This window comes from Leifsonia sp. 466MF, from assembly GCF_900100265.1.
Taxonomy (GTDB): Bacteria; Actinomycetota; Actinomycetes; order Actinomycetales; family Microbacteriaceae; genus Leifsonia.
This window is the reverse complement of the sequence record NZ_LT629696.1, coordinates 1,486,559-1,512,207: the sequence shown is the minus strand read 5'-3', so window position 1 is coordinate 1,512,207 and position 25,649 is coordinate 1,486,559. Positions and strand designations below refer to the sequence as shown.

The 25,649-nt window shown below is 70.5% G+C and carries 25 protein-coding genes; 1 reads left to right on the top strand and 24 read right to left on the bottom strand.

The annotated features are described in order from the left end of the window. Positions 1-55 precede the first annotated feature (55 nt). The 24 genes from gmk to BLR91_RS07090 form a co-directional block, all read right to left on the bottom strand. The gene (gene gmk, locus BLR91_RS07205) at positions 56-1,000 is read right to left on the bottom strand and encodes a guanylate kinase (protein WP_089876108.1); all 945 of its coding nucleotides are present in this window, start codon (positions 998-1,000) and stop codon (positions 56-58) included. Further along, a complete protein-coding gene (pyrF, locus tag BLR91_RS07200; protein ID WP_269457355.1) occupies positions 993-1,955 on the bottom strand; it encodes an orotidine-5'-phosphate decarboxylase in 963 nt (320 codons plus the stop codon). The genes gmk and pyrF overlap by 8 nt, the downstream gene beginning before the upstream one ends. Then, positions 1,952-5,239 (bottom strand): carbamoyl-phosphate synthase large subunit, encoded by a 3,288-nt coding sequence (gene carB / locus BLR91_RS07195; protein WP_089876110.1) that lies wholly within the window; start codon positions 5,237-5,239, stop codon positions 1,952-1,954. The genes pyrF and carB overlap by 4 nt, the downstream gene beginning before the upstream one ends. Then, positions 5,239-6,408, bottom strand: a complete 1,170-nt coding sequence (gene carA / locus BLR91_RS07190) for a glutamine-hydrolyzing carbamoyl-phosphate synthase small subunit (RefSeq protein ID WP_231918844.1) — start codon at positions 6,406-6,408, stop codon at positions 5,239-5,241. Before carA ends, carB begins: the two co-directional genes overlap by 1 nt. Before the next feature lies 1 nt (position 6,409). Beyond that, positions 6,410-6,982, bottom strand: a complete 573-nt coding sequence (locus BLR91_RS07185; protein ID WP_231918843.1) for a PH-like domain-containing protein — start codon at positions 6,980-6,982, stop codon at positions 6,410-6,412. Beyond that, positions 6,975-8,309, bottom strand: coding sequence for a dihydroorotase (locus BLR91_RS07180; RefSeq protein ID WP_089876114.1), 1,335 nt, complete (start codon positions 8,307-8,309; stop codon positions 6,975-6,977). The genes BLR91_RS07185 and BLR91_RS07180 overlap by 8 nt, the downstream gene beginning before the upstream one ends. A gap of 2 nt (positions 8,310-8,311) precedes the next feature. Further along, positions 8,312-9,283, bottom strand: a complete 972-nt coding sequence (locus tag BLR91_RS07175) for an aspartate carbamoyltransferase catalytic subunit (protein ID WP_089876116.1) — start codon at positions 9,281-9,283, stop codon at positions 8,312-8,314. Continuing rightward, the gene (gene pyrR, locus BLR91_RS07170; RefSeq protein WP_089876118.1) at positions 9,280-9,861 is read right to left on the bottom strand and encodes a bifunctional pyr operon transcriptional regulator/uracil phosphoribosyltransferase PyrR; all 582 of its coding nucleotides are present in this window, start codon (positions 9,859-9,861) and stop codon (positions 9,280-9,282) included. Before pyrR ends, BLR91_RS07175 begins: the two co-directional genes overlap by 4 nt. A gap of 224 nt (positions 9,862-10,085) precedes the next feature. Further along, the gene (locus tag BLR91_RS07165) at positions 10,086-10,820 is read right to left on the bottom strand and encodes a DsbA family protein (protein WP_089876120.1); all 735 of its coding nucleotides are present in this window, start codon (positions 10,818-10,820) and stop codon (positions 10,086-10,088) included. Continuing rightward, positions 10,817-11,233 carry a transcription antitermination factor NusB gene (nusB, locus tag BLR91_RS07160; RefSeq protein ID WP_020077487.1) on the bottom strand — a complete coding sequence of 139 codons (417 nt, stop codon included), beginning with the start codon at positions 11,231-11,233 and terminating at the stop codon, positions 10,817-10,819. The genes BLR91_RS07165 and nusB overlap by 4 nt, the downstream gene beginning before the upstream one ends. Beyond that, positions 11,234-11,797 carry an elongation factor P gene (gene efp / locus BLR91_RS07155; protein WP_018191208.1) on the bottom strand — a complete coding sequence of 188 codons (564 nt, stop codon included), beginning with the start codon at positions 11,795-11,797 and terminating at the stop codon, positions 11,234-11,236. Positions 11,798-11,903: 106 nt separating this feature from the next. Beyond that, positions 11,904-12,341 carry a type II 3-dehydroquinate dehydratase gene (locus tag BLR91_RS07150; protein WP_018191209.1) on the bottom strand — a complete coding sequence of 146 codons (438 nt, stop codon included), beginning with the start codon at positions 12,339-12,341 and terminating at the stop codon, positions 11,904-11,906. 1 nt (position 12,342) lies between these two features. After that, positions 12,343-12,726 (bottom strand): hypothetical protein, encoded by a 384-nt coding sequence (locus tag BLR91_RS07145; protein ID WP_089876122.1) that lies wholly within the window; start codon positions 12,724-12,726, stop codon positions 12,343-12,345. After that, entirely contained in the window at positions 12,723-13,802 is a 1,080-nt protein-coding gene (gene aroB, locus BLR91_RS07140) for a 3-dehydroquinate synthase (protein ID WP_020077484.1), read from the bottom strand. The genes BLR91_RS07145 and aroB overlap by 4 nt, the downstream gene beginning before the upstream one ends. Continuing rightward, on the bottom strand, positions 13,799-14,317 hold the full coding sequence (locus BLR91_RS07135; protein WP_018191212.1) for a shikimate kinase: 519 nt from the start codon (positions 14,315-14,317) through the stop codon (positions 13,799-13,801). Before BLR91_RS07135 ends, aroB begins: the two co-directional genes overlap by 4 nt. Before the next feature lie 4 nt (positions 14,318-14,321). Next, entirely contained in the window at positions 14,322-15,530 is a 1,209-nt protein-coding gene (aroC, locus tag BLR91_RS07130) for a chorismate synthase (RefSeq protein WP_020077483.1), read from the bottom strand. Between the two features lie 104 nt (positions 15,531-15,634). Next, positions 15,635-16,885, bottom strand: coding sequence for a shikimate dehydrogenase (locus BLR91_RS07125; RefSeq protein WP_089876124.1), 1,251 nt, complete (start codon positions 16,883-16,885; stop codon positions 15,635-15,637). After that, positions 16,878-18,560, bottom strand: a complete 1,683-nt coding sequence (gene mltG / locus BLR91_RS07120) for an endolytic transglycosylase MltG (protein WP_231918842.1) — start codon at positions 18,558-18,560, stop codon at positions 16,878-16,880. Before mltG ends, BLR91_RS07125 begins: the two co-directional genes overlap by 8 nt. 1 nt (position 18,561) lies before the next feature. Next, positions 18,562-19,029, bottom strand: coding sequence for a Holliday junction resolvase RuvX (ruvX, locus tag BLR91_RS07115; RefSeq protein ID WP_026307193.1), 468 nt, complete (start codon positions 19,027-19,029; stop codon positions 18,562-18,564). Positions 19,030-19,035: 6 nt separating this feature from the next. Continuing rightward, a complete protein-coding gene (gene alaS, locus BLR91_RS07110; protein WP_089876126.1) occupies positions 19,036-21,690 on the bottom strand; it encodes an alanine--tRNA ligase in 2,655 nt (884 codons plus the stop codon). Positions 21,691-21,735: 45 nt separating this feature from the next. Next, the gene (locus BLR91_RS07105; protein ID WP_018191224.1) at positions 21,736-21,927 is read right to left on the bottom strand and encodes a hypothetical protein; all 192 of its coding nucleotides are present in this window, start codon (positions 21,925-21,927) and stop codon (positions 21,736-21,738) included. A gap of 57 nt (positions 21,928-21,984) precedes the next feature. Further along, a complete protein-coding gene (locus tag BLR91_RS07100; RefSeq protein WP_018191225.1) occupies positions 21,985-22,368 on the bottom strand; it encodes a DUF948 domain-containing protein in 384 nt (127 codons plus the stop codon). Between the two features lie 151 nt (positions 22,369-22,519). Continuing rightward, a complete protein-coding gene (gene rpsD, locus BLR91_RS07095) occupies positions 22,520-23,143 on the bottom strand; it encodes a 30S ribosomal protein S4 (RefSeq protein ID WP_018191226.1) in 624 nt (207 codons plus the stop codon). A 174-nt stretch (positions 23,144-23,317) separates the two neighbouring features. Further along, on the bottom strand, positions 23,318-24,658 hold the full coding sequence (locus BLR91_RS07090; protein ID WP_081630431.1) for a replication-associated recombination protein A: 1,341 nt from the start codon (positions 24,656-24,658) through the stop codon (positions 23,318-23,320). Between the two features lie 141 nt (positions 24,659-24,799). Between BLR91_RS07090 and BLR91_RS07085 the strand changes: the two genes are divergently transcribed. Continuing rightward, positions 24,800-25,573, top strand: a complete 774-nt coding sequence (locus BLR91_RS07085; protein ID WP_089876129.1) for a peptidylprolyl isomerase — start codon at positions 24,800-24,802, stop codon at positions 25,571-25,573. Positions 25,574-25,649: the final 76 nt, after the last annotated feature.

Sequence of the window (25,649 nt, the reverse complement as noted above, 5' to 3'; positions counted from 1 at the left end):
GACCGCGAGAGGCGGCCGAGGACGGTGGGCGCGCCGGCGACGGCGCGGAGGAAGGTCATGGACGCCCTGGCGCCGCACGGACCTTCATCAAGTCTACGACCTCGCGGGCCGCCTCGGCGACGTCGTGGTTGACGACCTTGTAGTCGAACTCGTCCTGGGCGGCCAGCTCGACCTTCGCCGTCTCCAGGCGTCGCTGCTGCTCGGCCGCATCCTCCGTGCCACGCCCGATGAGGCGCCGCACCAGTTCGTCCCAAGTCGGCGGGAGGAGGAAGATCAGGCGTGCCTCCGGCATCGACTCGCGCACCTGGCGGGCGCCCTGGAGGTCGATCTCCAGCAGCACGCTGCGCCCTGCGGCGAGGGCTTTCTCGATCGGAGCGCGCGGCGTGCCGTAGCGGTAGGCGTTGTGCACGGTGGCGTGCTCGAGCAGCTCGCCGGCGGCGATCATCCGGTCGAACTCGGCGTCGTCAACGAAGTAGTAGTTGATCCCGTCGACCTCGCCCGGGCGCGGCGCACGCGTGGTCGCGGAGACCGACAGCAGCACGTCGGGATAGTGCTCCCGGATGTAGGTGGAGACGGTGCCCTTGCCGACCGCGGTCGGACCGGCCAGAACGACCAGCCGGTTGCGCTGGCGCGCGCTGCGGTTCTCGCGCTCGATGAGGTACTGGCGCAGCCGGAGCCGCTGGTGGCGCCCCAGGCCGCCGAGGCGCTTCGCGGGCGAGATGGCGAGGCGGTCCAGCGCCTCCTGCATCTTCGTCGTGCCGATGGCGGGCACGCTGAGCAGGAACTCGGTCACCCGCAGCCGCCCCTCGACACCCTCCGGGTCGGCGGTCGCGCGGTCGAGCACGACGAGCGGCGACACCTCGCGCGACGCGATCGCGGCCTTCACCGCGGCACGTGCGCGGCGCGCGGCGACGGCGGCCTGCGAGGCGGCCTGACGGTCGACCTCGGGCGGTGCGGGGCGCAGGGAGGCGGCCTCCCGGGTGGATGCGGCCTCAGACATGCGCGGACCGCACCTCCTCGGCGCGACGCGCGATCGCGTCGGCCAGACCCGTAGGCCCTGCCGTGAGGAGCCCGCGCGACTCGCTGACGATCACACCGGCCGCGAGCGAACCGAACAGCCGCGGCGCATCCTCGACCCGGGCGCCCTGGTGCCCGAATCCGGGCGCGAGCACCGGGAGTGCAGGTGTCCGCTCCCCCGCCGTCGCCACATCGATCCCGTAGTGGGCGAGCTCGACGGTCGCGCCGAGCACCAGCCCGACCGATCCGAAGGGCGCGCCGCCCGGCTGCTCCTGATTGAACGAATGCACGTCTTCGATGATCGCACGAGCAACGGACTGTCCCGCCCGCAGCCCGGAGCGGACGACGGCCTGCTGCACATCCGCCGCCTCCGGGTTGGAGGTCGCGGCCAGGACGAAGAGTCCCTTGCCGGCCCGCTCCCCCAGCGCCATGGCGTCGGCGAGCGACCCGACCCCCTGGTAGGCGGCGACGGTCATCGCGTCGGCCTCCAAAGGAGACCCGGGAGTCAGCCACGCCTCCGCGTAGGCCGTGACGCTCGTGCCGATGTCGCCGCGCTTGACATCGGCGATCACCAGGAGACCGGCGGCACGAGCGGCGGCCAGCACCTCCTCCAGCGCTCCGTAGCCCGCGGCGCCGAAGCGCTCGAAGAAGGCCACCTGCGGCTTGACGATCCCCGCCCGGCCGGCTGCGGCCTCCACCACCGTGAGCCCGAAGGAGCGGAGGCCGTCGGCCGACGCCGGGAGCCCCCAGGCCTCGAGCAGGTGCGCGTGCGGGTCGATGCCGACGCACAGCCGCCCCTCCTCGGCGAACACCCCCGCGAGGCGCTCCCCGAACCGCGCCCCGCGCCCGGCCGACGGCTCCTGAGTTTTTCGGCCCGCCACCGGCGTGTCGGACGGAAAAACTCCGGAACTGTCGGCTGCGGGAGCAGGGGTCGTCATGCTCGGGCGGCCCTCTCGACGGCGTACTCCTGGAGGGACTTCACGTCGAAGCCCTCGCGGATGGCGTCCAGCGACGCGACAGCGGCGCTCAGCTCGGCGATGGTCGTGAAGAGCGGCTTGTCCGCCGCGACCGCCGCGGCACGGATCTCGTACCCGTCGGCGCGGGCGGACCGCCCGCTCGGGGTGTTGATCACCACATCCACCTCGGCACGGTTGATGATGTCGACGATCGAGTCGCCGCCGCTCTCCTGGGCCTCGCTGTGCTTGCGCACGATGCGGGCCGCGATGCCGTTGCGGTTCAGCACCTCGGCCGTTCCCTCGGTCGCGACGATCTCGAAGCCGAGCTGGTGCAGCCGGAGCACCGGGAGCACAACAGCCCGCTTGTCGCGGTCGGAGACGGACACGAACGCTGTCCCGCCGAGCGGCATGCCGCCGTACGCGGCCGACTGGCTCTTCGCGAACGCCGTCGGGAAGTCCTTGTCGATGCCCATGACCTCACCGGTCGAGCGCATCTCCGGGCCGAGCACCGAGTCGACGACCGTGCCCTCCTTCGTCCGGAACCGCTTGAACGGCAGCACGGCCTCCTTCACGGCGACCGGCGAGTCCATCGGGATGCGCGAGCCGTCCTGATCGGGCAGCAGACCCTCGGCGACCAGGTCGGCGATCGTCTCGCCGACCATGATGCGCGAGGCCGCCTTGGCGAGCGGGATGCCGAGCGCCTTCGAGACGAACGGTACCGTCCGCGACGCGCGCGGGTTGGCCTCGAGCACGTAGAGCACGCCCGCGCCGATCGCGAACTGCACGTTCAGCAGGCCGCGCACGCCGATGCCCTCGGCGATCTTCCGTGTGGCCTCGCGCACGCGGTCGATCTCGCGGCGGCCGAGCGTGATCGGCGGGAGGGTGCACGATGAGTCGCCGGAGTGGACGCCGGCCTCCTCGATGTGCTCCATCACGCCGCCGATGTACAGCCGCTCGCCGTCGAACAGGGCGTCGACGTCGATCTCGATCGCGTCGTCGAGGAAGCGGTCGACCAGCAGTGGATGCGACGGGCCGACGATGCCCTGGCCCGCGACCCGCTCGAAGTAGTCGGCGAGCGACGCGCTGTCGTACACGATCTCCATGCCACGACCGCCGAGAACGAAGCTCGGACGCACCAGCACCGGGTAGCCGATCTGCTCGGCGACGTGCGAGGCGCTCGGGAAGTCGACGGCGGTGCCGTTGCGCGGAGCGACCAGACCGGCGTCGTCGAGGATCCCGGAGAACAGTCCGCGCTCCTCCGCCAGGTCGATGGCCTCCGGCGTGGTGCCGAGGATCGGGACGCCCGCGGCCTCGAGGCCCTTGGCGAGCCCCAGCGCCGTCTGCCCGCCGAGCTGCACGACCACGCCGACGAGCTCGCCGGACTGCGACTCCGCGTGGATGATCTCCAGCACGTCCTCCAGCGTCAGCGGCTCGAAGTAGAGCCGGTCGCTGGTGTCGTAGTCGGTCGACACCGTCTCCGGGTTGCAGTTGATCATGATCGTCTCGAACCCGGCGTCGTGCAGCGCGAACGACGCGTGCACGCACGAGTAGTCGAACTCGACGCCCTGCCCGATGCGGTTCGGCCCGGAGCCCAGGATGACGACCTTGCGCTTGTCGCTCGGCTCCACCTCGGTCTCCAGGTCGTAGCTGGAGTAGTGGTACGGCGTGAGCGCCGGGAACTCGCCAGCGCAGGTGTCCACCGTCTTGTACACCGGCCGGACACCGAGGATGTGACGCACCTCGCGCACGTCCGCCTCGCCGAAGCCGCGCAGCTCGCCGATCTGCGCGTCCGAGAACCCGTGGTCCTTGGCGTAGCGCAGCGTGTCGGTGTCGAGCGTCGGGGCGTCGCGGATCTGGTCGGCGACCTCGTTGATCAAGACGATCTGGTCGATGAACCAGGGGTCGATCTTCGTGGCCTCGAACACCTGCTCCGGCGTCGCGCCGAGGCGCAGCGCCTGCTGGACGTCGACGATGCGGCCGTCGGTCGGCGTCGCGATCGAGTCGAGCAGCTCGTCCACGGTGCGCGTCTGCGGCCCCCAGTGGAACGACGAGCCGCGCTTCTCGAGCGACCGGAGCGCCTTCTGCAGCGCCGAGCTGAAGCTGCGGCCGATGGCCATCGCCTCGCCGACCGACTTCATGGTCGTCGTCAGCGTCGGGTCGGCGGCGGGGAACTTCTCGAACGCGAATCGCGGGACCTTGACGACGATGTAGTCGAGCGTCGGCTCGAAGCTCGCCGGGGTCACCTTGGTGATGTCGTTCGGGATCTCGTCCAGCCGGTAGCCGATGGCGAGCTTCGCCGCGATCTTCGCGATCGGGAAGCCGGTCGCCTTCGACGCGAGCGCCGAGGAGCGGGAGACGCGCGGGTTCATCTCGATGACGATGATGCGGCCGTTCTCCGGGTTCACCGCGAACTGGATGTTGCAGCCGCCGGTGTCGACGCCCACCGCGCGGATGATGTCGATGCCGATGTCGCGCATCCGCTGGTACTCGCGGTCGGTCAGCGTGAGCGCCGGGGCGACCGTGATCGAGTCGCCGGTGTGCACGCCGACCGGGTCGACGTTCTCGATGGAGCAGACGACGACCGTGTTGTCGGCCGTGTCGCGCATGAGCTCGAGCTCGTACTCCTTCCAGCCGAGGATCGACTCCTCCAGGAGCACCTCGCTGGTCGGGCTCTGGTGGATGCCGTCGCCGGCGATGCGGCGGAGCTCCTCCGGGGTGTGCGCGAAGCCCGAGCCGAGTCCGCCCATCGTGAACGAGGGCCGGACCACGAGCGGGTAGCCGAGGTCCTCGGCGAACTCGAGGGCCTCATCCACCGTGTGGGCGATGTGCGAGCGCGCGACCTCGGCGCCCGCCTCCACGACGAGCTCCTTGAAGATCTGGCGGTCCTCGCCCTTCTGGATCGCCTCGAACTTCGCGCCGATCAGCTCGACGCCGTACTTCTCGAGGATGCCGTGCTCGTGCAGCTGCATGGCCGCGTTGAGCGCCGTCTGTCCGCCCAGGGTCGGGAGGATCGCGTCCGGGCGCTCCTTGGCGATGATCGTCTCGATGACCGGCCAGGTGATCGGCTCGACGTAGGTCGCGTCGGCGAAGTCGGGATCGGTCATGATCGTCGCCGGGTTGGAGTTGACGAGGATGACGCGGACGCCCTCCGCCTTCAGCACGCGGCAGGCCTGGGTGCCGGAGTAGTCGAACTCGACCGCCTGGCCGATGACGATCGGCCCGGAGCCGATGACCAGGACCGACTGGATGTCTTGGCGTTTGGGCATCAGGCGTTCTCCTGGTTCTCGGTGCTGGCGGACCGGTCGGCGTGCTGCGCCCTGACCATGTCCAGGAAGCGGTCGAAGAGGTAGTTGGCGTCATGCGGGCCCGCGGCAGCCTCGGGGTGGTACTGCACGCTGAAGGCGTTCAGGTCGAGGCAGTTCAGGCCCTCGACGACGTTGTCGTTGAGGGAGAAGTGGCTCACCTCGACGCGGCCGAAGCCGGCGGGCGAGTCGAAGGACGCGTCGATCGGCGCCTTCACCGCGAAGCCGTGGTTCTGCGCGGTGATCTCCACACGGCCGGTGCGCTTGTCGAGCACCGGCTGGTTGATCCCACGGTGACCGAACGGCAGCTTGTAAGTGTCGAGGCCGAGCGCGCGGCCGAGCAGCTGATTGCCGAAGCAGATGCCGAAGTACGGCAGCCCGGCGCGCAGGGTCTCCTGCAGGAGCGCGACATGCTTGTCGGAGGCCTGGGGGTCGCCGGGGCCGTTCGAGAAGAACAGTGCAGAGACGCCGAGGTCGAGCACATCCTGCGCGGACACCTGCTGCGGGAGGACGTGGACGTCGAGCCCGCGGGCGGCGAGGTTCTCCAGCGTGGACTTCTTCACGCCGAGGTCGAGGACGGCCACCGAGCCGACCTTCTCGCCGACGGCCGGGACGGTGTACGGCTCGATCGTCGACACCTCGGCCGAGAGGTTGCGGCCCTTCATGGGCGCTCCGGCGAGCACCAGGTCCAGCTGCTCGCTGTCGCTCAGCGCGAAGTCGTCGCCGGAGAAGACGCCGGCGCGCATGGCACCGGCCGAACGGATGTGACGGGTCACGGCGCGCGTGTCGATGCCGCTGATCCCGACGACGCCCTGGGCGACCAGGTCGTCGTCGAGGCTCCGCTGGGCGCGGAAGTTGGAGACGACGCGGCTGGGCTCGCGCACGACGTAGCCGGCGACCCAGATCCGGCGCGACTCCATGTCCTCGTCGTTCGTGCCGGTGTTGCCGATGTGCGGCGCCGTCATGAGGACGATCTGGCCCGCGTACGACGGGTCGGTCAGCGTCTCCTGGTACCCGGTCATCCCGGTGGCGAACACGGCCTCGCCGAGCGTGCGCCCGCGGGCGCCGTAGGCCCGGCCGACGTACCGTTTTCCGTCTTCGAGGACGAGCACTGCGGGTTCTGCAGCGAGCACGTCACACCTCCTTGTCGTTCGGGCGGTCGACGCCCGTCGTGTCGTCGCCGGTGGTCTCCGCACCGGCCGTGCCTGCGGTGTCCGACCGCGGCACGAGATCTTCGATGGCCGCGGCGAGCTGCGCGCGGCCGGCCGGGTCGACGACCCGGACGTAGCTGTCGGCGGCCGTGCCGCCGCTGGTGGTCCAGCCGAGGCGGAGCAGGCCGTCCTTCTCGACGACGCGGTCGATGGCGACGCTCGCGGCGCCGATGCCGGTGACGACGGCGGCCGGGATGAACACCGGCTGCTCCCCCGTCACCGCGAGCTCGACGCCCTCCGGCCGGACGGTCACCGTCGCCGTTCCGCGGAACGCCAGCCCCGGCAGGGTGAGCCGCTCCAGGGGCTGACCGGCGCGGGTCGTCGCAACGTACAGCACCTCGGTGGAGGCGGTCGGCGCGCTCAGCGTTCCCGGGATGGAGTAGCCGCCGCCGGATGCCGTGTCGCGCCGCAGGCGCCGACGCCAGCCGACGACCGCCAGTGCGAGCACGATGACGACGACCGCGAGGATCCCGAGGGTGGGGAGCACCTTATCCATGCGCCGTCACCCCCGCTCCTGCGGCCAGCCGCTCGGCGTCGACCACGGCGCCGTCGAGCACGGTCGCCCGGCCCTGGTGGAAGGTCGCCACGACACGTCCGGGCAGCGTCAGCCCGAGGTAGGGCGAGTTGACGCCCTTGCCCGCGAGGTCGCCGGTCGAGAACGTGCGCGACGCGGTCGGGTCGTAGAGGAAGAGGTTCGCCGCAGCGCCCGCGGCAAGCGGCACGCCGTGGCCGTCCAGCCGGCCGATCTTCGCCGGGGTGGCGGACAGGACACGCGCGATGTCGGCCCAGCCGAGCATCCCGTTGTCCACGACCGATGCCTGCACCACCGAGAGCGCCGACTCGAGGCCGACCATGCCGAACGCGGCGGCATCCCACTCGCAGTCCTTCGACTCGACGGGATGCGGAGCGTGGTCGGTGGCGACGATGTCGATCGTGCCGTCGGCAAGCCCTGCGCGGAGCGCCTCGACGTCCTCCCGGCTGCGCAGCGGCGGGTTCACCTTGTAGCGCGCGTCATAACCGGTCGCCAGCTCCTCGGTGAGAGCGAGGTGGTGCGGCGTGACCTCGGCGGTCACGTCGATGCCGCGGGCCTTCGCCCAGCGGATCACGTCGACGCTGCCGGCCGTCGAGACGTGGCAGACGTGCAGGCGCGAGCCGACGTGCTCGGCGAGGAGCACATCCCGGGCGATGATCGACTCCTCGGCCACCGCCGGCCAGCCGGCAAGACCCAGCTCGCCCGAGAGCGCGCCCTCGTTCATCTGGGCGCCCTCGGTCAGGCGCGGCTCCTGGGCGTGCTGAGCGATGACGCCGTCGAACGCCTTCACGTACTCCAGCGCCCGGCGCATCAGCAGCGGGTCGGAGACGCACTTGCCGTCGTCGGAGAACACCCGGACGCGGGCACGGGACTGCGCCATCGCGCCCAGCTCGGCGAGGCGCTCGCCCTCCAGGCCCACCGTCACGGCGCCGATCGGGCGGACGGTCGCGTAGCCGGCGGCCTCGCCGAGGCTCAGCACCTGCTCCACCACGCCAGCGGTGTCGGCCACCGGCGACGTGTTCGCCATGGCGAACACCGCCGTGAAACCGCCCGCGGCGGCGGCGCGGGTACCGGTCAGGACGGTCTCGCTCTGCTCGTAGCCGGGCTCGCGCAGGTGCGTGTGCAGGTCGACCAGTCCGGGCAGCGCGAGCAGCCCGTCCGCGTCGATCGCCGTCGCGCCCGCGGCGCTCAGCCCGGTACCGGTCTCCACGATCCGGCCGCCCTCGACCAGAAGGTCGGTCCGGGTGCCGTCGGCCAGCGTCGCGCCGCCGATCAGGAATCTCTCGTCCACACTCACCTCACACCGCCGGGCCGTACCTGTTCGGGACCTGCACCCGACAGCAGCAGGTACAGGGCTGCCATCCGCACGGAGACGCCGTTCGCGACCTGCTCCCGGACCGTCGAGCGCGGGGAGTCCGCGGCCGCGGCCGAGATCTCCAGCCCACGGTTCATCGGTCCCGGGTGCATCACAATGCTATCGGCCCGCAGCCGGCCCAACCGTTCCTCGTCCAGCCCCCAGCGTCGCGTGTATTCGCGTGTGGTCGGGAAGAACGCGGCGTTCATCCTCTCGGCCTGGATGCGGAGCATCATCACGACGTCGGGTCCCTCCGCGATCGCCGCGTCGAGGTCGTAGCCGACCGAGGCCGGCCAGCCGGACACATCCACCGGCAGCAGGGTCGGTGGTGCGACCAGCGTGACGTGGGCGCCGAGCGTGCGCAGCAGCCACACGTTCGAGCGCGCGACGCGCGAGTGGAGGATGTCGCCGACGATCGCGACGCTCACGCCGTCGAGGTCCTTGCCGCGCGATGCGGTGCCGTGGAGGCGGCGGCGCATCGTGAACGCGTCGAGCAGCGCCTGCGTCGGGTGCTCGTGCGTGCCGTCGCCGGCGTTGACGATACCCGCGTCGATCCAGCCGCTCGCCGCGAGGGTCTGCGGAGCGCCGGACGACCCGTGACGGATCACCACGGCGTCCGCGCCCATCGCCTGCAGCGTCTGGGCGGTGTCCTTGAGGCTCTCGCCCTTCGAGACGCTGGAGCCCTTCGCCGAGAAGTTGATCACATCGGCCGAGAGGCGCTTCGCGGCGGCCTCGAACGAGATGCGCGTTCGCGTGGAGTCCTCGAAGAACAGGTTGACGACGGTCTTGCCGCGCAGGGTCGGGAGCTTCTTGACCTCGCGGTCCTGCACATCCGCCATGTCCTCGGCGATGTCGAGCAGCCGGATGGCGTCCTCGCGCGGGAGGTCGCGAGTGGAGAGCAGGTGCCTCATGCGTCGGCCTCCTGCGTCGCGTTCGGTTCGGCGTTCGGGTCCTCGATGGTGACCGACTCGTCGCCGTCGACGTCGGCGAGCCGCACGTAGATGCGCTCCGACGCGGCCGACGGCAGGTTCTTGCCCACGAAGTCGGCGCGGATCGGCAGCTCGCGGTGCCCGCGGTCGACCAGCACCGCGAGGCGCACGGCCCGGGGCCGGCCGAGGTCGCTCACCGCGTCCAGGGCTGCGCGGATGGTCCGGCCCGAGAACAGCACGTCGTCGACCAGCACGACGGTCTTCCCGTCGATCGGCCCCGGCAGCGAAGTGGGCTGCGGCGTGCGGGTGGGATGCCGCGAGAGGTCGTCGCGGTACATGGTCACGTCGAGCGCGCCCACGATGTCCGCCAGCGACGCGATGGCCGCCGGTTCGATGCGCTGGATGTTCTCGGCGATCCGCCGCGCGAGCACGACGCCGCGAGTCGGGATCCCGAGGATCACCAGGTCGTCCGTTCCCCGGTTGGACTCCAGGATCTCGTGAGAGATCCGAGTCAACGCCCGGGCGATGTCAGCCTGTTGCAGCACGGTGCGCGCTGTCATGCCGACCTCCTTCCCCGCCTCACAGGACGGCTCTTAAAGGATGCCTACGTCGCCCACCCTATCAGCCTCCCGCCGCCAGTCTGCTTCAGGCGCGCACCGTCCGCTCACCCGCACGGCCCCCCACAGTCCGTAACGGAGGAGATGAGAGGTGACACGCCGCACGGATGCACGAAACGGAGGAGCCGGAGGGCTTGCGCCCGGCGATCTCCTCCGTTTCAGACGGGTCAGTGGTCGGCGAGGAACGCGGTGAACGCCTTCTTGTCGGTGATGCCGCCGGGATACTGCTTGCCGTTCACGAGCACCGTCGGGGTCCCCTTGATCGTGTCGAGCACCTTGGTGCCGTCGACCTCGATCGGGCCCTTCTGCGAGTGCGCGGTGTTCGCCTGCGCCCACGCCTGGTACGGGCCGCTGTCGGCAAGGCACGAGGTGATGTCCCCCGCACCGGCGTCGCTCGCGCGCTTCGCAAGCTGCTTGTCGGTGAGCCCGTCGGAGTTCTCCTCCGGCTGGTCGGTGAACAGCGCCTGGTAGAACGGCAGCACCGCGCTCCGGTCCGTCACGGCGACGCAGGTCAGCGCCGCGGCCGCCCTGGTCGAGTATCCGGTGCCGTTCGATGCGGCGTCAAGGAAGGTCAGAGGGTGCAAGCGGAGCGTGATCGACCCGTCGTCGACGGCCTTCGCCAGCGTCTCACCGTTCGTCTGCTCGAACGCGCCGCACACCGGGCACATCGCGTCGAACCAGATGTCGACCTTCTTCTCGCCGTCACCCGCGGTGATGAAGCGGCCGTCGAAGTCGACAGCGCCATCCGTGCCCGTCGGAGGCTTGTCGGTGGCCACCGGGACATTGGATGCTCCGCCCAGCAGCGAGCACGCCGCGACGCCGGAGACGATGCCGACCGCCAGCACGGCGGCAGCCGCCGCGCGGGCGACCCGGCGACGCAGGCTCGTCCGCACGCTGCTCACACCGACCTCGTTTGGGCGATCTTGGCGAGCAGCCCGTTGACGAAACCGGCCGAGTCATCCGTCGAGAGCACCGTGGCCGCCTCGACCGCCTCGGAGATCGCGACACCCTCGGGCACCTCGTCGTTGAACAGCACCTCCCACACGCCGATGCGCAGGATCGCGCGGTCGACGGCGGGCATGCGCGCCAGCGTCCAGCCCTGCGCGTACGTCTCGATCAGCTCGTCGATCTCGTCCTCGTGCTCGATGACCCCGTCGAGGATCTCGCGCGCATACAGCCACGACGCCTCGCGCGCAGGCTCGTTCGCCGCGCGCTCGGCCTCGGTCGCCAGCGCCTGCCGGAGCGGCGTCTGCCGCAGGTCGGCGCTGTAGAGCACGTCGAGCGCGCGCTTGCGCGCCTTCGTCCGAGCGCTCATTCAGTCGTTGACGCGGCCGAGGTAGTCGCCCGTGCGGGTGTCGACCTTGACCTTGGTGCCGGTCTCGAGGAACAGCGGGACCTGGATCTGGTAGCCGGTCTCGACCGTCGCGGGCTTGGTGCCGCCGGTGGAGCGGTCGCCCTGGAGGCCCGGCTCGGTGTAGGTGATCTCGAGAACGACGGAGGCGGGGAGCTCGACGTACAGAGGCGAGCCCTCGTGCAGCGCGACCGTGACGTTCTGGTTCTCGAGCATGAAGTTGGCGGCGTCGCCGACGACCGGGCCCGGGATGGTGATCTGGTCGTAGTCGGACGTGTCCATGAACACGAAGTCGGCGCCGTCCTGGTACAGGTACTGGTAGTCGCGGCGGTCGACGTTGGTGATCTCGATCTTGGCGCCGGCGTTGTAGGTGCGGTCGACCGTCTTGCCCGTCGTGACGTTCTTCAGCTTGGTGCGGACGAACGCGCCGCCCTTGCCCGGCTTGACGTGCTGGAACTCGATCACGGTCCAGAGCTGTCCGTCGATGCTGAGGACGACGCCGTTCTTGATGTCAGCGGTTGAGGCCAAGGGGATGTTTCCGTTCGCTCGATGAGAAGTTTCGGGTGGTGCAGGCTTCGCTACGGGAAGCGGCCCACGGTCGGCCGCGCACGGCGGCCCCCAGAGATTCTAGACGTCAGCGGGCGTTTCGGCGAATGAACGCCAGCGCCAGCCGGTACGACTCGAAGCCGAACCCGGCGATGACGCCGGTCGCCACAGCGCTCAGCACGCTGGTGTGGCGGAACTCCTCGCGGGCGTGCGGATTCGACAGGTGCACCTCGATCACGGTGCCTCCCGCCTTCGTCACGAGCGACACCGCATCCCGCACGGCGTAGGAGTAGTGCGTCCACGCCCCGGCGTTCAGGATGACGGGCGCACCCGTGTCCGCCGCCTCGTGCAGCCACCGCAGCAACTGACCCTCGTCGTCGGTCTGGCGCAGGTCGATGGTGTCGTCGCCGGCGTCCTCCGCGAGGACGACGCGCAGGTCGTCGAGGGTACCGGAGCCGTAGACGTCGGGCTCGCGGGTGCCGAGGCGCCCCAGGTTGGGGCCGTTGAGGACGAGGATGGTCGTCACGTCACTCCTCCCCGTCCTTGAGCGGGCGCACACGTACCGCCGACCAGGTGTCGTCGACCGCGATGTTGCTCACGCCACGCCAGCCGTAGGCGCGCGCCTCGCCCGCGACCACGTCGCGGTTGACGTCGGCGCGCCCGCCCTTCGGGTACACGACCCAGACGGCGCGCGCGCCGGACGCCACCGGCAGCTGCTCGGCATAGCGCGCCAGCAGCTCGTCGCGCGTCCGGACCACGGTCGCCAGGATCGCGGCGGACGCCACCGGCGCCTCGGTCGCACCGTCCGGGAGCGCGCCCAGCAGTGCGCGGTCGCCGTCCTCTGCGACCACCAGCGCGATCCCGTCGCCGGGCTTCGCCTGGAACCTCTGCAGCACGGTCTTCTCGCTCACGAGCCCACCTCCTGGTATGCGGCGAACAGCAGGCTCTGATCGGGGCCGGCCAGCACGGTGGGCCGGGCGACGTCGTCGAGCACGATGAACCGCAGCATACTGCCCCGGGCCTTCTTGTCGCGCTGCATCGTGGCGAGCAGGGTCTGCCAGCGGCCCAGCGGATACGAAACCGGCAGGGTCAGCGACTCCAGGATGCGGCGGTGCCGGTCGACGACCTCGTCGCTCAGCCGCCCGCTCAGCCGGGCCAGCTCCGCCGCGAAGACCATCCCGACCGAGACGGCGGCCCCGTGGCGCCACTGGTATCGCTCGGCGTGCTCGATGGCGTGCCCGAGGGTGTGGCCGTAGTTGAGGATCTCGCGGAGCCCCTGCTCGGTGAAGTCCTCCCCCACGACCCGCGCCTTGATGCCGATGGACAGCTCCACCAGCCGGCGCAGTTCCGGCGTCTCCGGGTCGGTCGCCCGGTCGACGTCGGCCTCGATGATGTCCAGGATCTCCGGCTCGGCGATGAACCCGTACTTCACGACCTCCGCGAAGCCGGCGAGGATCTCGTTCTTCGGCAGGGATGTGAGCGTGTCGAGGTCGCAGATCACGGCGTCCGGCGCGTAGAACGCCCCGACGAGGTTCTTGCCCTCCGCGGTGTTGATGCCGGTCTTGCCGCCGACCGCCGCATCCACCATCCCGAGCAGCGTCGTCGGGACCTGGATCAGCTTCACGCCGCGCAGCCAGGTCGCGGCCACGAATCCGGCCAGGTCGGTGACTGCGCCGCCGCCGAACCCGATGACGGCGTCCGAGCGGGTGAAGTCGGCCTGCCCCATGATGCCCCAGAGGAACGACGCCACCTCGACGCGCTTGGCCGCCTCCGCGTCCGGCACCTCGGCGAGCAGCACCTCGTAGCGCCCGACGAGCGACTCGCGCAGTTCGGCGGCCGCAGCGCCCAGCGTCGGCGGGTGCACGACGAGCACCTTGTTGACCGCGTTCCCGAGGTGGTCGGCGAGCTCCAGCCGGAGTCCGCGGCCCACGATCACCGGGTACGGATGCGCACCGGGGACCAGGATCTCGGTGGGGGCGTCGGTCATGCGTGTCCTTCCTTCTGCGACTCGACCCAGGTCGCGATCTCCTCGACGATGGTGTCGATGGGACGGGACGAGGTGTCGGCCGTGTAGTCGGCGAGCGAGTGATAGAGGTCGCTGCGCGCGGCGACGAGGCGCTTCCACGACTCGAGGTCGGTCACCAGCGGCCGCTTGGAGTTGTCGATGCGGCGGGCGATCGCCTCCGGGCGCACGGTCAGCAGCACCACGCGGGTCTCGGCCAGGTCCGCCTGCGTCGCGGGGTCGAGCACGGCTCCCCCGCCGAGTGAGACGACACCCGGTTCACGCACTGCCTCGGCGACCGCTGCCCGCTCCAGCTGGCGGAAGTACGGCTCCCCGTGCTCGGCGAACAGAGCAGGGATGGGGCCGTGCTGCGCCACCACGACGGCGTCCGTGTCGACGAACGGCAGGTGCAGCCGGCGCGCGAGACGCTTGCCGACCCGCGTCTTGCCGGCCGCGGGCGGGCCGATCAGGACGACGGGCGTCGTGAGCTCGGACGACACGGCGTCAGGCGTAGGGGGCGCTGACGCGCTCGGTCGTGAGGTTCTCCGGGATGCTGGCCAGGTACGCGTGGAGGTTGCGGGCCGTCTCGCCGATCGAGTCGCCGCCGAACTTCTCGAGCACGGCGTTCGCGAGGACGAGAGCGACCATGGCCTCCGCCACGACTCCGGCGGCCGGAACCGCGCAGACGTCGGAGCGCTGGTGGTGCGCCGGTGCGGCCTCGCTTGTCGCCACATCCACTGTGCGCAGCGCGTGCGGGACGGTCGCGATCGGCTTCATGCCGGCACGGACGCGGAGCACACCGCCGGTGCTCATTCCGCCCTCGGTGCCGCCCGCCTTGTCGCTGGTGCGCGCGATCGTGCCGTCAGCGGCGACGAGCTCGTCGTGCGCCTCCGACCCGCGACGCGTCGTGGTGAGGAACCCGTCGCCGATCTCGACGCCCTTGATCGCCTGGATGCCCATGAGCGCCGCGGCCAGCTGTGCGTCGAGCTTGCGGTCCCAGTGGACGTGCGAGCCGAGCCCCGGCGGGACGCCGTACGCGAGCACCTCGACGACGCCGCCGAGCGTGTCGCCGTCCTTGTGTGCGGCATCCACCTCGGCGACCATGCGCTCGGAGGTGGCCGGGTCGAAGCAGCGCAGCGGGTCGGCGTCGAGCGTGTCGACGTCCGACGGACGCGGAAGCGGGGCATCCTCCGGTACGCGGACCGGACCGATGGAGAGCGTGTGGCTGACCAGGGTGATGCCCAGTTCGTTCAGGAACGAGCGCGCGACGGCGCCGAGGGACACGCGGGCGGCGGTCTCACGGGCGCTCGCGCGCTCCAGGATCGGTCGGGCCTCGTCGAAGCCGTACTTCTGCATGCCGACGAGGTCGGCGTGACCGGGACGCGGACGCGTGAGCGCGGCGCCGCGGCCGGACTTCAGCACCTCCGGATCGACCGGCTCGGGGCTCATCACGTCGACCCACTTCGGCCACTCGGTGTTGCCGATGCGCAGGGCGATCGGGCTGCCGAGGCTCAGACCGTGACGGACTCCGCCGGACACCTCCAGCGCATCCTGCTCGAACTTCATGCGCGCGCCGCGGCCGTACCCGAGCTTGCGACGCGCCAGATCGGCACGGATCGCGTCGAGCGAGACCGGGACCCCGGCGGGAAGACCCTCCAGGACGGCGATGAGTTCGGGACCGTGGGATTCCCCGGCCGTGAGCCAACGAAGCATGATTCGATTCTGGCACAGCGCGGTGGAGCTCAAGGGCAGCGCGCAGCGATGCCGCGACCCCAGCGCCGAGGGAGCCTGCGACCGAGGTACGAGCCGCCGTGCCCTCAGACCTCCAGCGGAGCGCCCTGCGCGTCGATGCCGACCGCGTCCAGCATGGCTGCGAGCACGGCCTCCTCGTCCTCCAGCGGCTGCAGCGGGTCGCCCGAGACGAACACACGCACCTGCAGAAGTGCCTGGTGGGCCAGCATGGCGAGGCCCGAGACGACACGGCCGCCCACGGACTCCCACTGGCGGGCCAGCGGCGTCGGCCACGGCTCGTAGGCGACGTCGAACAGGACGGACCGGCGCCGCGTGGAGTCGGTGTAGACCGCCTCGGTGGTGGTGCCGCCCGGCAGCGTGCTGATCACGAGGTCCGGCACGTCGAGTGAGCGGTCCGCCTGCGCGAACGGACGGATGCGGACGCGCAGGCCGAGCTGGTTCGCCAGCGGTTCGATCCAGGCGCTGCGCTCCAGGTCGCGCACGTGCGCGTCCACACGGTCGGCGCCGAGCTCCGCCGCCGCGACGAGCGCCGACGCTGCGGTCGCTCCCCCGCCCAGGATGTGGACGTAGTGCGCCTGCTCGAGCCCGGCCGCTTGCAGGGCGCGCACGATGCCGGCGACGTCGGTGTTGAAACCCCGGACTGCCTCGCCGTCGAGGAGCACAGTGTTCGCTCCCCCGGTCTGCTCCGCGATGCGGTCGGTCTCGGTGAGGAGCGGGAGCACCGCCTTCTTCAGCGGCATGGTTAGCGACAGCCCGCGCCACTCCGGACCGAGGCCTGCGATGAACTCGGGCAGGGCGTCCTCGGTGACGTCGATTGCCTCGTACGACCAGTCCATGCCGAGCGCCTCGTACGCCGCCCGGTGGAGCTGCGGCGACTTCGAGTGGCCGATCGGCGAGCCGAGCACGGCCAGCTTGCGGCTCGGGGCCTTCGGCTTGCGGGGCTTGGATGCTGTCGACTTCGCGGGGGCCCTGGTCGACTGCTTCGTAGAGGCCTTCGCGGGCTCCGGCTCCGAGGCCGTCTCGGACTCCGGCTCCGCCTCGGCTGCCGTCTCGGACTCCGGCTCCGGCTCGTCGTGCGGGGCCTCCCGCTCGACGGCCTCCTCCGCCTCCTCGACCGCGGCCTCCTCGGCTTCGCGCTCCCGCTCGGCCTCGACGAGCGCAGCGATCGACGCCTCCGCCGATGCCTCCGAGACGCCGTCCTCGACCGCGGCCCGCTCGTCGGCCTCCTCCGTCTGCGACTCCTCGACCGTGTCGTCCTCGAGCACCGCGGGCTCCGCCAGGTCCTCGTCGCGCCGCTGCTTGCTCGTGTCACTCATAGCCGGGATTGTCCCTCATCCACTGCTGCCATTTCTCCACCGCTGCCTCGTGTTCGGCCTGCGTGGTGGAGAAGATCGTCTCTCCGGTCTGGAGGTTCCAGGTCACGAAGTACATCCAGGTGCCGTCGGCGGGATGCTGCACCGCGTTGATCGCCAGGTCGCCCGGATTCGAGATCGGGCCGACCGGAAGGCCGGGATGCACATAGGTGTTGTACGGGTTCCCGGCGTCCTCGCGCTCGGCGTCGGTCGTCTCCACCCGATCGGTGTGGCCGGTGCCGTAGGCGACCGTCGCGTCCGACTGCAGGTCCCATCCCTGGGCCAGCCGGTTGAGGAAGACCCGGGCGACCTTGGGGTAGTCGTCCTTCAGGCCGGCCTCGCGCTGCACGACGGATGCGAGCACGACGGTGTTCCAGCGGTTCTGCGGGGCCACGCCGGCCTCGTCGAGCGCCTGGAACATCCGGTCGACCATGGTCTTGATCGCCTGCTGCGCCGTCGTCCCCGGTGCGAAGGTGTAGGTCGCCGGGAACAGGAAGCCCTCGAGCGACTTGGCCTCGGCGGGGAGCCCGTACGCGGCCGGGTTCGCGGCCGCGGTCTGCAGGTCGGCGAGCGGGATCTTGGTCGCGTCCGACACCGTCTGCAGGATGTCCTTCTCCGGAGTCCCCTCCGGGATGATCGCGGTGTTCTCCACGCGCGACGACGGATCCTTCAGGGCGGCAAGCGCTGCCGCCGCGCTCATCTGCTTCGCGAGCTTGAAGACGCCGGGCTGGAACTCCACATCCGGCTTCTGCCGCAGCAGCAGCGAGTAGAACGCTTCGTAGGTCTTGACGACACCCGCCTTCGCGAGGTTCTCCGAGATCGTCGAGCCGTCGTCGCCGGACTTGATCGTGAACATGACCTCGCCCGTCCCTGTGCCCTTGTAGTCGTTCTCGGGCGGGAAGAGCGCGTTCTGCACCTTGGCGATCTGCGGCTGGAAGATGGCGTACGCGGCGCCGGCCATGCCGCCGAGGATGCCGAGCACGACGATGGTCACGATCAGCCGCTTGACCCACCGGCGCTTCTTCGGCGGCTCGTCATGCGACAGATAGTTCTGCTGCCGCCAGACGAGTGGATGCTCGTCCTGGGCGGAATCGTCCTCGGTCTCCTCCAGCACTCCGAAGATGGTACGCGCAGGATGGTCATGGTGCGATGGCGTCTGATCGTCCGAGCCGTGGCGCGCCGCGACGGAGACCGTCTCGGGCTCCTCGACGTGGGCGATGGGGCCGGTGATGACGGCGTCGAAGTCGAGGCCGTCGAGCGCCGCGCGATCTGCCGGCGTCTCCTGGGACGGGATCGGCGAGGAGATCGGCGTGCTGTCGTCGAACAGCGACCACGGCGTCGCGGACGGGGACTGCGCGGCCGAGACAGGAGCTCCGGCGACGGGCGCTGACGGCTCCTCCGGCTGCTCGGGCTGCGACGAGGATGGCTGCTGCGCCACCTGCTCCGGCTGCACCTGCTCCGGCTGCGCCTGCGACTCCTCCGCCCGGCGCTCCTGCGCCTCGCGGGCGGCCCGCGCCTCGCGGCGCGTCATCGGCGGACGCTCGCCGCTGTCCGTCGCCGGCGTCTGCGGCGGCGACGGCGGCCGGTTCACGGCCGGGAAGGCGGGCGGCTCGGGCCGCTCTGGGGGGTTCTGAGCCAAGCTACTGTCCAATGCTCGATTCGACGGGGTCACCCGGCGGACGGCCTGTGGCCCGTTCCGCATCGAGGGCGTGCTGCAAAATTATCGTGGCCGCGACCTGATCCACCACCGGACGCGCCTTCTTCGCGTTCCTGCCCGACGCGCGGAGCGCCGAGGCCGCCGACACGGTCGACAGGCGTTCGTCGACCAGCCGTACCGGGATCCCGACCTCGACGGCCAGGGACTCGGCGAAACCGATCGCGTCCGCCGTGGATGCGGTGTGTGCGCCCGAGAGCGCCAACGGCAGTCCGACGATAACCTCGAAGGCTCCGAGTTCGCCGACGATCTCAGCGATCCGCCGGCGGTCCGCAGCGTCCTCGGAGCGAGGGACCGTCTCGACCGGGGTGGCCAGCATCCCGTGCAGGTCGGACCGGCTCACGCCGATCCTGACCTTGCCGACGTCGATGCCGATCCGCACCCCGCTACGCACGCGGTGCTATCCGATCGCCGAGACGACGGCGCTCAGCGCCGCGGGGATCGCGTCCGCGTCGGTCCCGCCGCCCTGCGCCAGGTCGGCCTTGCCGCCGCCACCGCCGCCGAGCACGCCCGCCGCCGTCTTCGCGAGCGCACCCGCGTTGACGCCCGCGTCACGAGCGGCCTGGTTGGTGCCGACGATCACGACCGGCTTGCCGCCGGCGCGGGCCGCGAGGGCGACCGCCGCGGCGTCCGAGCCGAGGCGCTCGCGCACCGTGGTGACCAGCATCCGCAGGTCATCGGCGCTGTTCAGCGTGCCCGCGTCCTCGGCTACGACGGTGACCGCTCCGCGGCGCGACGCCGACTCGAGCAGCGTCGGCACCTTGTCGAGCACCGCACGGGCCTCGAACGCCTGGATGCGCTTCTCCGCCGCCTTGAGGTTCGCCATCAGGTCGGCGATCTTCTCGGGCAGCTGCTCGCGCGGCGTCTTGAGCGAGCTCGACAGCTGCGACACGATCGTGCGCTCGATCGCGAGGTCCTTGAACGCCTCCAAGCCGACCAGCGACTCGACGCGGCGGTTCGTGGAACCCACCGACGACTCGCTGACGAGGTTGATCATCCCGATCTCGGAGCTCGTCGAGACGTGCGTGCCCGCGCAGAGCTCGCGCGACCACGGGCCGCCGATGTCGACGACGCGCACGACATCGCCGTACTTCTCGCCGAACAGCGCCATGGCGCCGAGCGCCTTCGCCTCGCTCAGCGGCAGCTCGCGGGTGGTGACCTCGAGGTTCTGCCGGATGGCGTTGTTCGAGATCTCCTCGATCTCGCTCCGCGTCTCGGCCGAGAGCGCCTGGTTCCACGAGAAGTCGAGACGCAGGTAGCCGGCCTTGTTGTACGAGCCGGACTGGTGCGCGTTCGAGCCGAGCACCTGGCGGAGCGCCGCGTGGATGATGTGGGTGCCCGAGTGCGCCTGTCGCGCGCCGCGGCGGTAGTCCGCATCCACGATGCTCGTCGCCGGGGCGCCGACTCCGACCTCGCCGCTGCGCACCAGCACCTTGTGGCTGATCAGGCCCTTCACGGGCTTCTGCACGTCGAGCACGTCGAGCTCGTAGCCGGGGCCGACGATCGAGCCGGCGTCCGCATCCTGTCCGCCGGACTCCGCGTAAAGCGCCGTCGCGCCGAGGATGACCTCCGCGACCTGGCCCTCACGGGCGCTGTTCACGGAGCGCCCATCGACGATGAGGCCGAGGATGCTCGACTCCGTCTGCAGCTCGGTGTAGCCGGTGAACACGGTCTCGCCGAGCGAGCGGAAGCTGCTGTACACCGACAGGTCGGCCAGCGCCGTCTTCTTCGCCTTCGCGTCCGCCTTCGCCCGCGAGCGCTGGTCGGCCATGAGCTTGTCGAACGCGCCGCGATCGACGGTGAGCCCGGCCTCCTCCGCCATCTCCAGGGTGAGGTCGATCGGGAAGCCGTAAGTGTCGTGCAGGAGGAACGCGGTGTCGCCCGCGAGCTGCTTCCGCCCCTCCTTCTGGGTGGTCGCCACCGCGGTGTCGAGGATGCTCGTTCCCGCGGTGAGGGTGCGCAGGAAGGTCTCCTCCTCCGCGTAGGCGAGCTGCGAGATGCGGTCGAACTCGGTGTCGACCTCCGGGTACGCCGCCTTCATCGCGTCGCGCGAGACGGGGAAGAGCTCCGGGAAGGTCGCGGTCTCGACGCCGAGCAGGCGCATGGCGCGCACGGTGCGGCGGAGGAGGCGGCGCAGCACGTAGCCGCGTCCCTCGTTCGACGGGGTGACACCGTCGGCCATCAGCATGAGCGCACTGCGGACGTGGTCGGCCACGACGCGCAGCCGCACGTCGTCCTCGTGCGCCTCGTTGCCGTACGGCTTCTCGGCGAGCTCGGCCGCGCGGTCGAGCACCGGACGCACCTGGTCGATCTCGTACATGTTGTCGACGCCCTGCTTGAGGAACGCGACGCGCTCGAGACCCATGCCGGTGTCGATGTTCTTCTTCGGCAGGTCGCCGAGGATCTCGAACTCCTTGCCGTCGCCCTCGCCGCGCAGGTACTGCATGAAGACGAGGTTCCAGATCTCGACGTAGCGGTCGTCATCCGTCGCCGGTCCGCCGTCGATGCCGTAGGCAGGGCCGCGGTCGAAGAAGATCTCCGAGCACGGGCCCGCGGGGCCGGGCTGGCCGGTCGACCAGTAGTTGGTGTCCTTGCCGAGGCCCTGGATGCGGTCCGCCGGCAGGGTCGAGACGCGCTGCCAGATCTCGCGGGCCTCGTCGTCCTCCTCGTAGACCGTGACCCACAGGTCCTTCGGGTCGAAGCCGAGGCCGCCGTCGTCCTCCGACGTCGTCAGCAGCTCCCAGGCGAAGGTGATCGCCTGCTCCTTGAAGTAGTCGCCGAAGGAGAAGTTGCCGCACATCTGGAAGAACGTGCCGTGCCGCGGCGTCTTGCCGACCTCGTCGATGTCGAGCGTGCGGATGCACTTCTGGACGCTCGTCGCGCGCGGGAACGGCGCCGGCACCACGCCGGTCAGGTACGGCACGAAGGGCACCATCCCGGCCACCGTGAAGAGCAGCGACGGGTCGTCGCTGACCAGGGAGGCGGAGGGGACGACGGTGTGGCCGCGCTGCGCGAAGAAGTCGAGCCAGCGGCGGTGGATTTCAGCGGTCTGCATGGGTTCCGGTCGATCGAAGTCTGCGGGTGGGAGGGAAAGGGGGCGTCAGTCGCCCTGGATGGCCGAGCGGATCTCGGCCTCGCGCTGACGGTATCCGTCGGTGACGGCCTCCCCGAAGTCGCGCGCCTTCTGGTCGATGTTGCTGAAGAATTCGCGACCCTTGGCGGTCTCGTTGACCTTGTGGGCGACGGCGAAGCCGATGGCCACGCCGGTGAGCAGCCACAGGAAACTCTTCATGCTGATCCTCCCTCTCTGGATGCCGCCGCGCGCGGGCGCGGCGCACGAGAGTCAAGTCTAGTGCGAGCCGCCGCGTCCCTTCCTGGAGCCGAATCCTCCAGCGGCCCGGAACGCCGCCCGCGCCGCGGCGCTGAAGCCGGCGAGCTTGATGAGCGGGCCGCCGACCGTCGCGGCGAACAAGGCCACCAGGGCAGACACGTTACCGGTGACGTCCGCGACGTTCTTGGTGATCACGTCCACCCGGGCGAGCTGCTTGTTCGTCTCCTGCAGCGTCGTCGCGGTCTCGTCGAGGATCGGCGTGATGCCGTCGCTCGCCTCCTTGATCGCGTCGCGCGTCGAGTCGAGCACCCGCCCCAGCTTGATCAGGGGGATGGCGATGAAGCCGACGAGGACCGCGAACACGACGGCCGCGATCAACCCTGCGATGTCTCCTCCGGACACGTGGGCTCCTTCCATTCCGCCTCAGGCATACGGGACAAGCGTAGTCGCACGCGCGGGCGGCGGGAACGGCGCGAACGGTAATGACGTTCCCGGAGACGACGAACGGGGCCGCGACGAAGAGTCGCGACCCCGTCCGGGGTGGTGCTGATGGTCAGCGAGCCGCGTAGTACTCGACGACCAGCTGGACCTCACAGGTCACGGGGACCTCTGCGCGCTTCGGGCGACGCACGAGGCGGGCCTGCAGCTTGTCGATCTCGACATCCAGGTAGCCCGGGGTCTTCGGCAGAACGTCGAGGTGACCGCCGGCGGCCGCGACCTGGAAGGGCTCGGTGCCCTCGGAGCGGGCCTTGACGTGGATGAGCTGGCCCGGCTTCACACGGAAGGACGGGCGGTCGACGAGCTGGCCGTCGACGAGGATGTGACGGTGCACGACGAACTGGCGCGCCTGCGTGATGGTGCGGGCGAAGCCGGCGCGGAGCACGAGGGCGTCCAGACGCATCTCGAGGAGCTCGACCAGGTTCTCACCGGTCAGGCCCTGCGTACGGCGGGCCTCCTCGAAGGCGATCCGGAGCTGCTTCTCGCGGATGCCGTACTGGGCGCGCAGACGCTGCTTCTCGCGCAGACGCACGGCGTAGTCCGAGTCGGCCTTGCGCTTGGTGCGGCCGTGCTCACCCGGAGCGTAGGGGCGCTTCTCCATGTAGCGCGCCGCCTTCGGGGTGAGCGGGATGCCCAGGGCCCGCGACTCGCGGGTCTTGCTGCGGGAACGTGAAGACACGGTTTCCTTTCGAAAGTTCTCTCTGACGTGATGGATGCGGGCATACGTGTGCGCCCGCAGAGAGAGGGATTGTCGCCAGGGACGCCCGGCTACAGGGCTCTTCCCATCAAATCGTGGACGCGGCAGCCGCACCCCGAACACGCTTCTAGGCGCAGAAAGTCTAACAGATCGTGGTCAGCGCCCGCGCACGATGCGGCGCAGCTTCGCCAGCCGTGCGGAGACGTCCCGTTCGTTGCCGTGCTCGGTGGGCGTGTAGTAGGTCGTGCCGGCCAGTTCGTCCGGCAGATACTGCTGCTCGAGCACGCCGAGCGCGTCGTCATGCGGGTACTTGTAGCCCTTGCCGTGACCGAGCCGCTTGGCGCCGGGATAGTGGGCGTCGCGAAGGTGCTTGGGCACGCGTCCGATCTTGCCGGCGCGCACGTCGGCGATCGCGGCGTCGAGCGCCATGTAGGCCGCGTTCGACTTCGGTGCCGTGGCCAGGTGCACGACCGCCTGGGCGAGAGGGATGCGGCCCTCCGGCATCCCGATGTACTGCACGGCGTCCGCCGCGGCGATGGCGACGCCGAGTGCCTGCGGGTCGGCCATCCCGATGTCCTCCGACGCCAGCACGATGATGCGGCGGGCGATGAAGCGCGGATCCTCCCCCGCCTCGATCATGCGGGCGAGGTAGTGCAGGGACGCGTCGACGTCGGAGCCCCTCACCGACTTGATGAAGGCGCTGATGACGTCGTAGTGCTCGTCGCCGTTGCGGTCGTAGCGGAGCAGCGCGCGGTCGACGGCCTGCGCGACGAGCTCGGCGGTGATGACCGGCTTCTTCTTGGAGGTCGCCGGCGTGGCCGATGCCGCTGTGACCGAGGCGGCCTCCAGCGCCGTCAACGCCCGCCGGGCGTCACCCGAGGCGAGACGGATGAGGGCGGCACGCGCCTCCGGGTCGAGCGTGTACTGGCCGCCGAGACCGCGGTCGTCGGCCACGGCGCGGTCGATGACGACGCCGAGGTCGTCGTCGCTCAGCGTCTCCAGGGTGAGGAGCAGGCTGCGCGAGAGCAGCGGCGAGATGACGGAGAACGACGGGTTCTCGGTCGTCGCAGCCACCAGGATGACCCAGCCGTTCTCGACGCCGGGCAGCAGCGCATCCTGCTGCGCCTTGGTGAAGCGGTGGATCTCGTCGAGGAAGAGGACGGTCGAGACCCCGTAGAGATCGCGCGTCGAGAGCGCCTCGTCCATCACCAGCCGGACATCCTTCACGCCGGCCGTCACGGCCGACAGCTCGACGAATCGGCGGCCCGAGGAGTGCGCGATCGCCTGCGCGAGGGTCGTCTTGCCCGTGCCGGGCGGACCCCACAGGATGACGGAGACCGACCCCGACTGCCCCTCCTTGTCGGAGGCGAGCGCGACCAGCGGCGAACCCGGCTTGAGGAGGTGACGCTGACCGGCCACCTCGTCGAGCGACTTCGGGCGCATGCGCACCGCGAGAGGAGTCGCTCCGGTGCGGAGCCCAGGTTGCACGTCGACCACCCGTCCAGGCTAGTCGTGACCACCGACAGTCCGCCTGGGAGCGGCGAGTTTGTCGTCCATAGGGCCGCCGGATAGGGTTCTCCATGATCCAGCGGGCGCACGCCTCGCGGAGATCCCCCGTACCGACGCCGGAGGACACACGTGGCACCGAAGCAGAACGACCGCGAAGCGCGACAGGCACGCGAGCGGCTGCGCGCCTATCAGGCGCGACAGACCGTGCACGAGCACAAGGTCAAGCGCCGCAAGCGTGACAACTGGGTGGCCGGAATCGCGGCCATCGTGATCGTCGCCCTCGCGGTGGGCACGCAGCTCCTGTACTTCTCCGCCGGACCCGGCGCGGCGAAGGCTTCGTCCTCGTCGTCCCCGTCCACGTCGCCCTCCGCGGGCGGCGTCCCGCCGAAGACGCTCGCCGAGGACCGCACCTGGACGGGCACCATGACGATCAACGGCGTCCCGCTGGGGGTCTCGCTCGACGGCGCCGCGGCCCCGCAGGCCGTCTCGTCCACGGTGTCGCTCGTGCAGAAGAAGTTCTACGACGGCCTGACCTGCCACCGCCTGACCAACGGCGGCTTCTACGTGCTGCAGTGCGGCGATCCGAAGGGCGACGGCTCCGGCGGACCGGGCTACGAGTACGGCCCGATCGAGAACGCGCCTGCCGACGACGTCTACAAGGCGGGCACGATCGCGATGGCCCGTCAGGGCAACAACGCCGAGAGCCAGGGCAGCCAGTTCTTCATCGTCTACGAGGACACGAAGATCCCCTCGGACGACGCCGGCGGCTACACGGTCATCGGCTCGGTGACCAGCGGCCTCGACCAGCTCAAGGCGCAGGTCACCGACAAGGGCATCGAAGGCGGCAAGACCGACGGCACCCCCGCGGTGAAGACGACGATCGACAGCTTCACCCTGCAGTGACCGTGGCACGTGCAATAGGCTGATTCCCAAACGAGGGGCGGCATCCCGCCCCATCGCGCAGCAGCAAGGTGAGGCT

What these genes read in the sequence shown, in the direction of transcription:
- BLR91_RS07175 (WP_089876116.1), bottom strand. Translation starts at nt 9,283, where the DNA reads ATGAGGCACCTGCTCTCCACTCGCGACCTCCCGCGCGAGGACGCCATC.
- BLR91_RS07125 (WP_089876124.1), bottom strand. Translation starts at nt 16,885, where the DNA reads ATGAGTGACACGAGCAAGCAGCGGCGCGACGAGGACCTGGCGGAGCCC.
- aroC (WP_020077483.1), bottom strand. Translation starts at nt 15,530, where the DNA reads ATGCTTCGTTGGCTCACGGCCGGGGAATCCCACGGTCCCGAACTCATC.
- pyrR (WP_089876118.1), bottom strand. Translation starts at nt 9,861, where the DNA reads ATGACAGCGCGCACCGTGCTGCAACAGGCTGACATCGCCCGGGCGTTG.
- alaS (WP_089876126.1), bottom strand. Translation starts at nt 21,690, where the DNA reads ATGCAGACCGCTGAAATCCACCGCCGCTGGCTCGACTTCTTCGCGCAG.
- BLR91_RS07105 (WP_018191224.1), bottom strand. Translation starts at nt 21,927, where the DNA reads ATGAAGAGTTTCCTGTGGCTGCTCACCGGCGTGGCCATCGGCTTCGCC.
- nusB (WP_020077487.1), bottom strand. Translation starts at nt 11,233, where the DNA reads ATGAGCGCTCGGACGAAGGCGCGCAAGCGCGCGCTCGACGTGCTCTAC.
- carB (WP_089876110.1), bottom strand. Translation starts at nt 5,239, where the DNA reads ATGCCCAAACGCCAAGACATCCAGTCGGTCCTGGTCATCGGCTCCGGG.
- pyrF (WP_269457355.1), bottom strand. Translation starts at nt 1,955, where the DNA reads ATGACGACCCCTGCTCCCGCAGCCGACAGTTCCGGAGTTTTTCCGTCC.
- BLR91_RS07185 (WP_231918843.1), bottom strand. Translation starts at nt 6,982, where the DNA reads ATGGATAAGGTGCTCCCCACCCTCGGGATCCTCGCGGTCGTCGTCATC.
- aroB (WP_020077484.1), bottom strand. Translation starts at nt 13,802, where the DNA reads ATGACCGACGCCCCCACCGAGATCCTGGTCCCCGGTGCGCATCCGTAC.
- gmk (WP_089876108.1), bottom strand. Translation starts at nt 1,000, where the DNA reads ATGTCTGAGGCCGCATCCACCCGGGAGGCCGCCTCCCTGCGCCCCGCA.